The organism is Luteimonas sp. A482 (assembly GCF_054072655.1).
Genome location: NZ_JBSVRO010000002.1, coordinates 462402 through 475041 on the forward strand (window position 1 = coordinate 462402; position 12640 = coordinate 475041).

The following is a 12640-nucleotide window of genomic DNA, read 5'->3' on the forward strand; positions in this document are numbered from 1 at the left end:
TTCGGCAGACGCCGCAGCGGTGGCATCGGCAACTTCGTTTGCCAACGGATCGTGATCCCGGCACTCTTGGTAGCGCTACCACGCCGCACCGGCGCAGCCGCCGGCCGACCGGCGACAGGGAGGAACATGGGCAAGCCAGGGGCCACCACCACGGAAGGCGGCGCGCGCGCGCGCCTGCCGCTGCGCGAGAAGATCGGCTACGGCATCGGCGACTTCGGCTTCAACCTGTACTGGGCCAACATCTCGGCCTTCCTGCTGATCTTCTACACCGACGTGATGGGGCTGGCCGCGGCTGCGGTCGGCACGATGATGCTGGTGACCAAGCTCGTGGATGCCATCACCGATCCGCTGATGGGTGCGCTGGCCGACCGCACCCGCACCCGCTGGGGTCGCTTCCGCCCCTACCTGCTGTGGGGCGCGCTACCGCTGGCGGCCACCGGCGTGCTGACCTGGACGGTGCCCGACCTGGATCCCGACGGCCGCCTGCTCTGGGCCTATGCCACCTTCACCCTGATGATGCTGGCCTACACGGTGCTGTCGATGCCGTACTCGGCGCTGTCGGGGGTGATGACCGCCGACACCCAGCAGCGCACCACCCTGATCAGCTTCCGCTTCATCGCCGCCTTCGCCGGCACCACCCTGGTCAACTGGCTGACGCTTGACCTGGTCGAATGGCTGGGCCGCGGCGACGAGGCGCTGGGCTGGCAGCTCACCCTGGGCCTGTACGGCGTGATCGCCATCGCCACCTTCGCCACCGTGTTCCTGTCCACGCGCGAGCGCATCGCGCCGCCGCCGACGCAAAGCACCGCGGTGAAGCAGGACATCCTCGACCTGCTGCACAACCGGCCCTGGCTGGTGCTGTTCGTGCTGGCGCTGGTGATCATGGTGACCATCGTGATGCGCAGCGGCTCGCTGGTGTACTTCCTCAAGTACTACGTGGGCCGGCCGGAGCTGACCGGCACCTTCCTGGGCGTGTACTCGGTGGCGCTGGCGGTGGGCGCCGCGCTGACCCCGGTGATGACGCGCTACGTCGACAAGCGCCGCCTGATGATGTGGCTGATGGTTGGCGTGGGCGTGCTCAGCTGCGCGATGTACTTCGTGCCGGCCGACCAGATCTGGCTGCTGTTCGCGGTCAACACCGCGATCGGCCTGCTGCTGGGTCCGAAATCTCCGCTCGCGTTCTCGATGTACGCCGACTGCGCCGACTACACCGAATGGAAGACCGGCCGCCGCGCCACCGCGATGACCTTCTCGGCCGCGACGTTCTCGCAGAAGCTGGGCGGCGCGCTGGCCACGGCGGTGATCGCCTGGACGCTGGCGGCGATGGGCTATGTGGCGAACGAGGCGCAGAGCGACGCCTCGCGCCAGGGCATCGCCCTGCTGCTGACGGTGATCCCGGGCATCGTCGCCCTGCTCGCGGCCTGGGTGATGCGTTTCTACCCGCTGGACGACCGCGCGCTGGAGCAGGTGCAGTCCGACCTGCAGGCGCGCCGGGACGCCATCGCATGAGCGATCTGCCCTGCGGATTCGAGGACGGCGGCCGCCGCTGCGTGCTGCACAGCCCGACCGACATGCCGCAGGCGTCCACCTTCCTGTGGAACCGGCACATGCTGCTGCAGCTCAACTGCCGCGGCTATGCGACGGCGCAGTTCATGCAGCCCGAACCGGCCAAGTACGCGCATGCACCGACGCTGGAGGCGAGGACCTTCATGCAGCCGGAGCAGCCCTATTACGCGCACCATCCCGGGCGCTTCTGCTACGTGAAGGACGAGGACAGCGGCGCGCTGTTTTCAGCGCCGCACGCGCCGGTCAACCGCGCGCCGGACAGCTTCCGGTTTTCGATCGGTCCATCCGATGTGGTGTGGACGGTGCGCTGCGACGGCATCGAGGTCGAGCTGGGCGTGGTGCTGCCGACGGACGACGTGGCCGAGCTGTGGACGCTGCGCGTGCGCAACGTATCGGGGCGGGCGCGGCGGGTTGCGCTGTATCCGTACTTCCCGGTCGGCTACATGTCGTGGATGAACCAGTCGGGGCGCTATCGCGCCGATCTTGGCGGCATCGTCTGCGACAGCGTCACGCCCTACCAGAAGGTCGACGACTGGTTCCGCCAGCGTGATTTCAAGGACCGCACCGTGCTGCTGCACGAGCGCGCACCCGATGCCTGGGAGGCCAACCAGGCCGCGTTCGAGGGCGAGGGTGGGCTGCATGCGCCGGCGTCGATCCTCGGCCATGCGCTGCTGGCCTGCGGCGACGCGCTGTACGAGACGCCGGTGGCGGCGCTGCAGTACCGCGTTGCGCTCGATGCCGGCGAAGAAGAGAGCTTCCGCTTCGTGTTCGCCCCGGCGCGCGACGATGCGGAGATCGCCACGCTGCGCGAGCGCTACCTGTCGCGGCAGGGCTTCGAGGACGCGGCGGATGCGTCGGCACTGCACCAGTCGCAGGTGCAGGCCTGCGTCCATGTCGAGACGCCGGACCCGTGGTTCGACGCCTTCGCCAACCACTGGCTGCCGCGCCAGGTCTACTACCACGGCGACACCAATCGCCTGACCACCGACCCGCAGACACGCAACCTGCTGCAGGACCAGATGGGCATGGCCTACCTGCGCCCGGCAGTCGCGCGCGAGGCGTTCGTGCGGGCCTTGTCGCAACAGGAAGCCAGCGGCGCGATGCCGGACGGCATCCTGCTGGTCGAAGGCGCGGAGCTGAAGTACATCAACCAGGTGCCGCACACCGACCATTGCGTGTGGCTCCCGGTCTGCCTGCAGGCCTATCTGGACGAGACCGGCGACGACGCGCTGCTCGACGAGGTGGCCACCGACGTGGCGGGCAACGCCGCCAGCGTGGCAGAGCGCATCGACCGCGCCATGCACTGGCTGCTCGACCAGCGCGACGCGCGCGGGCTGAGCTGGATCGCGCAGGGCGACTGGTGCGACCCGATGAACATGGTTGGCTGGAAGGGCCGCGGGGTTTCGGGCTGGCTGTCGCTGGCCAGCGCGCATGCACTGGAGCTGTGGGCGGGCATCTGCGAGCGCCATGGGCGCAGCGACCAGGCGGACACCTTTCGCGTCGGCGCGGCGGCCTTCAACGCAGCGGTCAACGCGCAGCTGTGGGACGGCGACTGGTACGCACGCGGCATCACCGATGACGGCGTGGCGTTCGGTGTGCGCAGCGACCAGGAAGGGCGCATCTACCTCAACCCGCAGGGCTGGGCAATGCTCAGCGGTGCGGCCGACGAGGCGCGACGCGCGCGCATGCTCGCTGCGGTCGAGGACGAACTCGTCTCGCCCCATGGCGTGGCGATGCTGGGGCCGGCCTATACCGGCATGCGCGAGGACGTGGGCCGACTGACCCAGAAATTCCCGGGCTCCGCCGAGAACGGCGCTGTCTACAACCACGCCGCCGCGTTCTGGATGCATGCCCTGTACGCGGTCGGCGAAACGGACCGCGCCTGGCAGACGCTGCGCGCGATGCTGACCGGGCCGGACGCGGACGAGTGCCGCCAGCGCGGCCAGCTGCCGGTGTTCGTGCCCAACTACTACCGCGGCGCCTGGCTGCTGCATCCGCGCACGGCCGGGCGATCCAGCCAGCTGTTCAATACCGGCACCGCGGCATGGCTGTACCGCTGCGTGGTCGAGTCGTTGCTTGGGCTGCGCGGCGACGGCGACGGCCTGCGCATCGTGCCGCAGCTGCCGTCGCACTGGCCGCGCGCGCGCGCGCGGCGGCGTTTCCGGGGCGCGGAGTTCGACGTGGAGATGGAGCGCGTGGCAGGCCTGTCGACACAGCGCGTGCTGGTGGATGGCAAGCCGATCGTCGGCGACCGTATCGGCCCGGTGGAGCAGGGACGCCGCTACGAGGTACGCGTGGAGCTGCCCGGATGAGTGGTGGCGAGGTTCGTGTCGCGGTGGTGATGGGCGTGTCCGGCAGCGGCAAGACCACGACTGCGCGCGCGCTGGCCGAAGCCTGGCCCGCCGTCTCCCTCGATGCGGACGACTTCCACAGCGACGAGGCCTGCGCACGCATGGCGAGCGGCCGGCCGCTCACCGACGCCATGCGCCAGCCCTGGGTCGAGCGCATCGCCGCCGAACTGCAGCGACGCGTCGGCGCAGGCGAGCGCGTATCGCTGGCATTCTCCGGCCTGCGCCGCCGCCACCGCGACATGCTGCGCGAGGCCGGCCTGCCGCTGTGCTTCCTGTTCCTGCAGGGCGATCGGGACCTGATCGCCGCCCGCATGCATGCGCGCAGCGGCCACTACATGCCGGTGTCCCTGCTCGACAGCCAGTTCGCCACGCTCGAGGTGCCGTCCGATGAGCCCGATGTACACGCCATCGCGATCGACGCCGCGCCCGGCAGCGTGCTGGCGCAGGCGCTGGCCGCGGTGTCCGGGCCCGATCCGGCGCGCAGGCCCATGCAGGAGCGCCTGCAGGCGCGCCAGACGGGCGACTCCCCTTGAAGCATCGGACGTAGCCCGGGCGGTAAGTGACGCGTTCCCGGGACGCACTTCAGTCCCGCACACCGCAGGGAAACGCCGGAACGACCCGCGCTCGTCAGAGCAGGGACAGCTGCGACACCGGGCTGAAGCTGCGCCGATGCTGCGGGCAAGGCCCGTGCTCGCGCAGGGCGGCCAGGTGCATGGCGGATGGATAGCCCTTGTGCTGGGCGAACCCGTACTGCGGAAACTCCGCATGCAGCGCCACCATCGCGCGGTCACGCGCGACCTTGGCCAGGATCGAGGCGGCCATGATCGCGGGCTCCAGGCCGTCGCCGCCCACCACCGCTTCGGCGTGGCAGGGCAGGTCGACCGGCAGCCGGTTGCCGTCGATGCGCGCGTGCGTCGCAGCAGGAACAAGTGCACAAAGGGCGCGGCGCATGCCGGTCAGCCGCGCCTGCAGGATATTGATCGCGTCGATCTCGTCGACGAGCACGAACTCGATGCGCCAGGCCAGGGCGCGTTCGACGATCAGGGGATACAGGGCTTCGCGCCTGGCGGCGCTCAGCCTCTTCGAATCATCCAGGCCTTCGACCGGGCGCCGCGGATGCAGGATCACGGCCGCCACGACCACCGGCCCGGCCAGCGGACCGCAGCCGGCCTCGTCGACGCCGGCAACGCGGCGGCTCATCGCGGTGCCTCCAACAGCGCGGTCACCGCGTCCGCGGCCGAGGCCGAGGCATCGCGGCGCAGTGCGATGTGCAGGTCGCGGTAGACCGGCTCGAGCGCCCCTGCCGCCGCCGGGTCGTCGAACCAGGCCAGCACCGCGCGCGCCAGGTTTTCCGGCTTGCAGTCGTCCTGCATCAGCTCGGGTGCGATGGTGTCGCCGGCCAGCACGTTCGGCAGCGCGTAGCGGTCGACCTTGAGCAGGCCCAGCGCGCGCACGATGCGGTAGGTGCTCGGCGCGATGCGGTAGCCCACCACCATCGGCCGCTTGGCCAGCATTGCCTCCAGCGTGGCCGTACCCGACGCCAGCAGCACCACGTTGGATGCGACCATCGCTTCGTGTGCCTGGCCGTCCAGCAGCAGCGCGCAGCCGGCCGGCAGCGGCGAGGCGGCCAGCAGCGCGCGGATCGCCTCGGCGCAGGCCGGCGTAGCCGCGGGTACCAGCACCCGCAGCCCGGGTACCTGCGTGGCCACACGGTGGGCGGCCTCGAGGAAGATCGCGCCGAGACGTTCGATTTCACCCAGGCGTGAGCCGGGCAGCACCGCAAGCACCGGCGCGTCGTCGTCGAGGCCGAGTTCGGCGCGCGCGCGCCTGCGGTCGGGATTGAGCGGCATGGCGTCGGCCATCGGGTGGCCGACGAAGGTGGCGTCCACGCCGTGCCTGGCGTAGATCGCCGGCTCCATCGGAAACAGGCACAGCACCCGGTCGGCGCTGCGCCCGATCTTCGCCGCGCGGCCCTGGCGCCAGGCCCATACCGACGGGCTCACGTAATGCACGGTGCGCATGCCGCGGCGCTTGAGTGCGCGCTCCAGGCCGAGGTTGAAGTCGGGCGCATCGATGCCGATGAACACATCCGCGCGCCAGTCGAGCAGGCGCCTGCGCAGTCCGCGCCGCAGCCGCAGCAGCCGCGGCAGGTGGCGCAGCACTTCGCTCAGTCCCATCACCGCAAGCTCGGAGGCGTCGTGCCAGGTGTCGACACCGGCCTTGCGCATGGCGGCGCCGCCGATGCCCGCGAACTCCGCTGCTGGAAAGCGCAGGCGCAGCTGTTCCACCAGCCCGGCACCAAGCAGGTCGCCCGATGCCTCGCCCGCGACCAGGCCGATGCGCAGCCTGCGTTCGTGCAGGGCAAGCGCGGGATGGGGGACGTCCACAGCAGCACCTGCGCCAGCGAGGTCGTCGCCATGGGTGTCACCGACTGCCGGGTCGCGACTCTCCATTCCCGGCTTTACCGCAGCAGCGGCCGTTCGCCGCTTTCGATGAAGTCCAGCATCGCGCGCACGTCGCTGCTGCCGGCCGCCGCGATCTCCTCGAGTTCGCCCCGTGCCTCGTCCAGCTTCGCGTCACCCATGTACAGGGCGCGGTAGGCGCGGCGGATGGCGGCGATGCGCGCGGTGTCGAAGCCGCGCCGCTTCAGGCCCTCGGCGTTGATGCCGCGCGGGCGCGCGTACTTGTCCTGGGCCACCATCAGGAACGGCGGCACGTCGCCGTTGACGAATGCGCCCATGCCGATGAAGGCGTGCGCGCCGATCCGGCAGAACTGGTGCACGCCGGCGAAGCCGCTGAGGATGACGTGGTCGGCCACGGTGACGTGGCCGGCCAGCGTGGCGTTGTTGGAGAACACGCAGTGGTCGCCGACCATGCAGTCATGCGCGACGTGGGTGTAGGCGAGGAACCAGTTGTCGCTGCCGATGCGGGTCAGCCCGCCGCCGTCGCCGGTGCCGCGGTTGAGGGTGACGAACTCGCGGACCAGGTTGCGGTCGCCGATTTCCAGCGCGACGCGCTCACCGTCGAACTTCTTGTCCTGTGGCTCGCCACCGATTGCGGCGTGGCCGAGGATGCGATTGTCGCGACCGATGCGCGTGGGGCCGTGCAGGCTGCAGTGCGGGCCTACGTGCGTGCCGTCGCCGATCTCGACCTCGGGGCCGACGAAGGTGAAGGCACCGATCGACACCCCCTCGCCGATCCGTGCGGACGGGTCGACGGCCGCGGTGGGATGGATGTCCGCTGCGCCCATTTCAGGCGCGTACCTCGGCGCAGAGGATGTCGGCGCAGGCCACCTGCTCGCCGTCCACGCGGGCAACGCCGCAATACAGCGTCATGTTGCGGATCTCGCGGCGGATCTCCACCTCCAGGTCGAGGCGGTCGCCCGGCACCACCATGCGCGAGAACTTCGCGTTGTCGACCTTGACCAGGACCGACAGGCGCCCGCTCAGGCTGCCGCCGTGGGTCAGCTGCGACAGCACGCCGCCGGCCTGGGCCAGCGCCTCGATCACCAGCACCCCGGGCATCACCGGGCGGTCCGGGAAATGGCCCTGGAAGAAGTGCTCGTTGCCGGTGACGTTCTTGTAGGCGAGCACGCGCTTGCCGTGCTCGAACTCGACCGCGCGGTCGATCAGCAGGAACGGGAAGCGGTGCGGCAGCAGCTCGTGGATGCCCTTGATGTCGATCGGTAGCTTGACCGGCTGGTTCATTCGTTTCCCTTTGTCGGCAGGCGCATGCGCCGGACCAGTGCATCGAGCTGCTTGAACCGGACCGCATTGCGGCGCCAGCTGCGGCTGTCCATCAGTGGGGTGCCGGAAGAATACTCCCCCGGCTCGCGGATGGAGTGGGTCACCAGGCTCATCGCCGTGACCATCACCCGGTCGCAGATTTCAAGATGTCCGGCGATGCCCGCGGCGCCGCCGATCATGCAGTATCGCCCGATCGTGGTGCTGCCGGCCACGGCCACGCAGCCGGCCATCGCCGTATGCGCGCCGATCCGCACGTTGTGGGCGACCTGGATCTGGTTGTCCAGGCGTACGTCATGCTCGAGCACGGTGTCCTCGATCGCGCCGCGGTCGATGGTGGTGTTGGCGCCGATCTCGCAGTCGTCACCCACGCGCACGCCGCCCAGCTGCGGCACCTTGATCCAGTGCGGCTCGTCGCCTCCGCGATCGAGCGCCAGGCCGAAGCCGTCGGCGCCAAGCACCGCACCCGGGTGCACCAGAACGCGCGCGCCCAGTCGCACGCGCCTGACCAGGGTGACGCGTGCGACCAGGGTGCAGCCGGCGCCGACCTCGCAGTCCTCGCCGATCACGCAGCCCGGGCCGATACGGGCGCTGGCGGCCACCTGGCTGCGCGCGCCGATGCTGGCATGCGGCCCCACCGACGCCTGCGCATGCACCCGGGCCTCCGGATGGACGAAGGCGGAAGGGTGGACGCCCGTCTCGACGGGTTCGACCGGCTCGAACAGCGCCGCGATCTTCGCGAACGCCACGTAGGGGTCGGGTGCGATCAGCAGGTCGCGCGCCAGGCCCTCGGCATCGGCCGCGCGTACCACGACCAAGCCTGCACCGGATTGGGCAAGCTGGCTGCGGTACTTCGGATTGGCGAGGAACGACAGCTGCGTCGGCCCGGCGCCGGCAAGCGTGCCGACGCCCTGCACGGGGCGCGCCGGGTCACCCCGCAGGCCGAGGCCGAAGCGTTCGGCGAGCTCTCCTGCGGTGATCCTGATGCCGGGTCGGGGCATGGCTCCAGCTTGCGGCTAGAACGCGCCGCCGAAGGTGAACTGCAGCCGCTCCAGCTCGTCGCCTTCGACCAGCACCCGGCCGGTGCTGTCGCGCACCGCGTCCTGGCTGCGGAGCGGATACGAATAGCTGATGGAGATCGGACCCACCGGTGCGCGCCACATCAGCGCGATGCCTGCCGAGGCGCGCAGCTCACTGGTCTCGAAGGCGTCGACGTTGCGGAACACGTTGCCGAAGTCGACGAAGGCGGACACGCGCGCGGCCGGCGACTTGATCAGCTGCGGGAAGAACATTTCCAGCGAGCCGACCGTCTTCAGCGAGCCACCCATCGGCTGCAGGTAAGTGCTGTTGAACGCGGACTCGCGCGGACCCAGGGTGTTGTCGCGGAAGCCGCGCACCGAGCGCGCGCCGCCGGCGTAGAAGTTCTCGAAGAACGGCAGGCCGGTGGCGACCAGGGTCCTGTTGTAGACCGAGCCGTCGCGGCACTCCCCGCCAGGAGCGGGGACCGCGTCGGAGGCGGTGCCGCCGGGCGGCGGCAGCGGCTGCTCGCCCGAGGCGCGGCAGAACACGCGGAGGGTGTCGTCGCCGTAGCTTTCGCCGTAACCCAGTTCGAAGCGGGTGTTGAGCACCAGCGCCCGGCTGATCGGCCAATACCGCGAGAACTCGTAGTTGAGCTTGAAGTACTCGACGGTCGAGCCGGGCAGGGTCGTTTCCAGCGAGACGCGCTGCAGGGTGCCGCGGGTCGGCTGCAGGAAGTCGTTGCGCGAATCGCGCGCCCAGGCCAACTCGCTGCGCCAGGAATGGAAGGTGCGCGAGCCGACCGCGTCGATGTAGTCGACGATCGATTCCGGAGAGGAACCGCGGAAGGCGAAGATCTGGTTGCGGTCGATGCCGACCAGCGCCGAGATCGTGTCCGATTCGGTGATCGGCAGCCCCAGCATCATCTGCATGGCCGCGTTGGTCGAGGAGAACTGCGCGGTGTTGAACTCGGAGTTGTCGAACTCGCGCCACCACAGGTTGTAGCCCAGCGACAGCCCCTCGTCGGTGAAGTAGGGGTTGAGGAACGAGAACGAATACCGCTGCAGGTAGACGTTGCGCTGCGCCTCCACCGACACGCGGTTGCCGCTGCCCAGGAAGTTGTTCTGCGCCAGCTGCACCGACGTGGTCAGCCCGGCCAGCTGCGAGTAGCCCACGCCGAACACGAAGCTGCCGGAGGTGGTCTCGGTGACGCTGAAGACCACGTCGACCTCGTCGTTGCTGCCCGGCACCGGCTGGCTCTCGACGTTGACGCTGCCCGATTCGAAGTAGCCCAGGCGCTGCAGTCGCACCTTGGAGCGATCGATCGCGGCCTGCGAATACCATGCACCCTCGAACTGGCGCATCTCGCGGCGCATCACCTCGTCGGAGGTGCGGGAATTGCCGCGGAACACGATGCGACGCACGTTCACGCGCGGCCCGGGCACCACCTGCAGCTGGATGCCGACCGTGCGCTTGTCGCGGTCGATCTCGGGAATCGTGTTGACCTGGGCGAACGCGTAGCCGATGTTGCCGAGCGTGGCGGTGATCGCGTCGGAGGTAAGTTCCAGCAGCGCGCGCGAGAACACCATGCCCTCGCGGACCAGCACCAGGCGCTCGATGTCCTCCTTGGGCAGGACCGTGTCGCCGGTGACCTCGACCGAGGAGATGGTGTAGATCACGCCCTCGGACATCCCGGCGGTGATGAACATGTCGCGCTTGTCGGGGCTGATCGACACCTGGGTGTTGTCGATGCTGAAGTCGACGTAGCCGCGGTCCAGGTAGAAGTTGTGCAGCTTCTCCAGGTCGCCCGAGAGCTTCTCCTTCGAGTACTGGTCGTCGCGGCGGTACCAGCTCAGCCAGTTGCTCTCGCCCGATTCCCAGGTGTCGGTCAGCTCATCCTGCTCGAACAGCTCGTTGCCGATCAGGTTGATGTGGCGGATCTTGGCGGCCTTGCCTTCCTTGACGTCGATGGTGACGTCGACGCGGTTGCGGTCCAGCCGCGAAACGGTCGGGTCGATCTCGACGTTGTACTTGCCGCGGTTGTTGTACTGGCGGGTCAGTTCCTGGGTCACGCGGTCCAGGGCCATGCGATCGAAGGTTTCGCCCTCGGACAGGCCGATGTCGTTGAGGCCCTTGGTCAGGTCCTCGGTCTTGATGTCCTTGTTGCCCTGGAGCGTCAGCTTGTTGATTGCCGGGCGCTCGGTCACCGTGACCACCAGGATGTCGCCCTGGCGGCCGATCTGGATGTCCTCGAAGAAACCGGTGCGGTACAGGGCCCGCACGGCCTCGCCGATGCGGGTCTGGTTGACCGTGTCGCCGCGCTCCACCGGCAGGTAGGTGAACACGGTGCCGGCGCCGATGCGCTGCAGGCCGTCGATGCGGATGTCGCTGACGGTGAACGCGCCAGCAGGCTGTGCCATCGCCGGAGCGGGTACCGCGAACGCAGCCTGCGGATCGACCGCTTGCTGGGCCCAGACGGGTGCGATCGCGGTCGCAAGGGCGAGTGCAAGCAGGCGGCGGGCAGGAGTACGCGTCATCGATCGATCCGGATTGGGGAAGTGCTCCATTGCTGACGCAATGGTGGTCGTAAGGCGGGGCATCAGCGCACCAGCTGGAGAATGTCGTTGTAGAACGCCAGGCCCATCAGGCCAGCCAACAGCACCAGGCCGACATACTGCCCGGCCGCCATCGCACGTTCGCTTAACGGACTGCCCTTGACCAACTCGATAAGGTAATACAACAGGTGTCCCCCGTCCAAGAGCGGGATCGGCAGCAGGTTGAGAATGGCGATGCTCAGCGACAAAAGGGCGAGGATCGTCAGGTACCAGGCCACGCCCTGGCTGGCGTAGGCATTGGTGGCGCGGGCGATGGTCAGGGGCCCGGCGACGGTGTTTTCGATCGCCAGGCGGCCGGTCACGGCCCGCCGGAGCATGCCCAGCAGCTGGCCGGTGAGGTGGCCGACCTCGCGCGCGGCCGCCGGGATCGCGGCCACCGGGCCGTACTGCTGGAGCGCGTCCTTGGGCGGCAGCTCGATGCGGCGCGGCGCCTCGATCCCCAGCACCCAGCGCCGTTCGCCCTGGTCTTCGACCTCGCGCGGCGCCAGCGGGAAGGCCAGGCGCTCGCCGTCGCGGGTGACCTCGATCATGGCCTCCACGCCACGCTCGCCCAGCGCCTGCACCAGCGGGCCCATGTCCTCGAAGCGCTCCACCGGGTGGCCGTCGATGGCGGTGATGCGGTCGCCCTCGGCCAGCAGGCCCCAGGCCGCCCCGTCGGGCCGTACCCGGCCGATATCGGCGGGAATGGTGAAGTGGCGGGGGACCAGGCCGATGCTGCGCAGCACCTGGCGCTGGTCGAAGTCTTCCGGCAGCCCCGACAGGCGCAGCGTCACCTGGCGCTCGCGCCCGCCGCGGTCGGCCACGCGCAGCGGCACGTCGACGCGGTCCAGCGCGGCCGGCAGCAGCGCCATCTGCAGTTCCATCCAGGTCGGCGTCTGGCGCTCGCCGAGCGCGAGCACCCGGTCGTTGTCTTGCAGGCCGGACTCTGCGGCGATGCCGGTGGAGGGCCCCAGCAGCGGCGCGTAATCCGGGCGGCCGATCACGAACATCGCCCACAGCAGGCCGAAGCACAGCACCAGGTTGGCGGCCGGCCCGGCGGCGACGATCGCGATCCGCTTCCACACCGACTGGCGGTTGAAGGCGCGCGCGGCCTCGGCCTCGGGCACGTCGGACTCGCGCTCGTCGAGCATCTTGACGTAGCCGCCCAGCGGGATGGCGGCAATCCGGTACTCGGTGCCGTCCTTCGCCGTGCGCTGCCACAGCGCGCCGCCAAAGCCGATCGAAAAGCGCAGCACGCGCACGCCACAGCGGCGCGCGACCCAGAAATGGCCGAACTCGTGGATGGTCACCAGGATCCCGAGGCTGACCAGCAACCACCAGACGGCACCCAGGAAATCAGTCATGGCGG

Annotated in this window: 10 protein-coding genes; 3 read left to right on the forward strand and 7 right to left on the reverse strand. The window is 69.6% G+C overall.

The window, feature by feature from the left end:
* The first annotated feature begins 126 nt into the window (after positions 1-126).
* From ACW5DW_RS10690 to ACW5DW_RS10700, 3 genes are read left to right on the forward strand one after another with little or no spacing between them, the layout of a single operon-like run.
* Positions 127-1509 carry an MFS transporter gene (locus ACW5DW_RS10690; protein ID WP_457018823.1) on the forward strand — a complete coding sequence of 461 codons (1383 nt, stop codon included), beginning with the start codon at positions 127-129 and terminating at the stop codon, positions 1507-1509.
* Entirely contained in the window at positions 1506-3878 is a 2373-nt protein-coding gene (locus ACW5DW_RS10695; protein ID WP_457018824.1) for a GH36-type glycosyl hydrolase domain-containing protein, read from the forward strand. The genes ACW5DW_RS10690 and ACW5DW_RS10695 overlap by 4 nt, the downstream gene beginning before the upstream one ends.
* Positions 3875-4450: a gluconokinase gene (locus tag ACW5DW_RS10700; protein ID WP_457018825.1), complete on the forward strand. Its 576-nt coding sequence runs from the start codon at positions 3875-3877 to the stop codon at positions 4448-4450. Before ACW5DW_RS10695 ends, ACW5DW_RS10700 begins: the two co-directional genes overlap by 4 nt.
* A gap of 94 nt (positions 4451-4544) precedes the next feature.
* On the opposite strand, the gene ACW5DW_RS10705 is transcribed toward ACW5DW_RS10700, so the two are convergent.
* From ACW5DW_RS10705 to rseP, 7 genes are all read right to left on the reverse strand, one after another.
* Positions 4545-5117 (reverse strand): ribonuclease HII, encoded by a 573-nt coding sequence (locus ACW5DW_RS10705; protein WP_457018826.1) that lies wholly within the window; start codon positions 5115-5117, stop codon positions 4545-4547.
* Entirely contained in the window at positions 5114-6370 is a 1257-nt protein-coding gene (gene lpxB, locus ACW5DW_RS10710) for a lipid-A-disaccharide synthase (RefSeq protein WP_457018827.1), read from the reverse strand. The genes ACW5DW_RS10705 and lpxB overlap by 4 nt, the downstream gene beginning before the upstream one ends.
* An 8-nt stretch (positions 6371-6378) precedes the next feature.
* Entirely contained in the window at positions 6379-7167 is a 789-nt protein-coding gene (gene lpxA, locus ACW5DW_RS10715) for an acyl-ACP--UDP-N-acetylglucosamine O-acyltransferase (RefSeq protein WP_457018828.1), read from the reverse strand.
* A 1-nt stretch (position 7168) separates the two neighbouring features.
* On the reverse strand, positions 7169-7624 hold the full coding sequence (gene fabZ, locus ACW5DW_RS10720) for a 3-hydroxyacyl-ACP dehydratase FabZ (RefSeq protein WP_457018829.1): 456 nt from the start codon (positions 7622-7624) through the stop codon (positions 7169-7171).
* The gene (gene lpxD / locus ACW5DW_RS10725; protein ID WP_457018830.1) at positions 7621-8661 is read right to left on the reverse strand and encodes a UDP-3-O-(3-hydroxymyristoyl)glucosamine N-acyltransferase; all 1041 of its coding nucleotides are present in this window, start codon (positions 8659-8661) and stop codon (positions 7621-7623) included. Before lpxD ends, fabZ begins: the two co-directional genes overlap by 4 nt.
* 15 nt (positions 8662-8676) lie before the next feature.
* Positions 8677-11214: an outer membrane protein assembly factor BamA gene (bamA, locus tag ACW5DW_RS10730; RefSeq protein WP_457018831.1), complete on the reverse strand. Its 2538-nt coding sequence runs from the start codon at positions 11212-11214 to the stop codon at positions 8677-8679.
* 62 nt (positions 11215-11276) lie between these two features.
* Positions 11277-12635: an RIP metalloprotease RseP gene (gene rseP / locus ACW5DW_RS10735; RefSeq protein WP_457018832.1), complete on the reverse strand. Its 1359-nt coding sequence runs from the start codon at positions 12633-12635 to the stop codon at positions 11277-11279.
* Between the last annotated feature and the right edge of the window lie 5 nt (positions 12636-12640).

Coding starts and splice junctions, on each gene's coding strand:
- ACW5DW_RS10690 (WP_457018823.1), top strand. CDS start 127: ATGGGCAAGCCAGGGGCCACCACCACGGAAGGCGGCGCGCGCGCGCGC.
- ACW5DW_RS10695 (WP_457018824.1), top strand. CDS start 1,506: ATGAGCGATCTGCCCTGCGGATTCGAGGACGGCGGCCGCCGCTGCGTG.
- ACW5DW_RS10700 (WP_457018825.1), top strand. CDS start 3,875: ATGAGTGGTGGCGAGGTTCGTGTCGCGGTGGTGATGGGCGTGTCCGGC.
- ACW5DW_RS10705 (WP_457018826.1), bottom strand. CDS start 5,117: ATGAGCCGCCGCGTTGCCGGCGTCGACGAGGCCGGCTGCGGTCCGCTG.
- lpxB (WP_457018827.1), bottom strand. CDS start 6,370: ATGGAGAGTCGCGACCCGGCAGTCGGTGACACCCATGGCGACGACCTC.
- lpxA (WP_457018828.1), bottom strand. CDS start 7,167: ATGGGCGCAGCGGACATCCATCCCACCGCGGCCGTCGACCCGTCCGCA.
- fabZ (WP_457018829.1), bottom strand. CDS start 7,624: ATGAACCAGCCGGTCAAGCTACCGATCGACATCAAGGGCATCCACGAG.
- lpxD (WP_457018830.1), bottom strand. CDS start 8,661: ATGCCCCGACCCGGCATCAGGATCACCGCAGGAGAGCTCGCCGAACGC.
- bamA (WP_457018831.1), bottom strand. CDS start 11,214: ATGACGCGTACTCCTGCCCGCCGCCTGCTTGCACTCGCCCTTGCGACC.
- rseP (WP_457018832.1), bottom strand. CDS start 12,635: ATGACTGATTTCCTGGGTGCCGTCTGGTGGTTGCTGGTCAGCCTCGGG.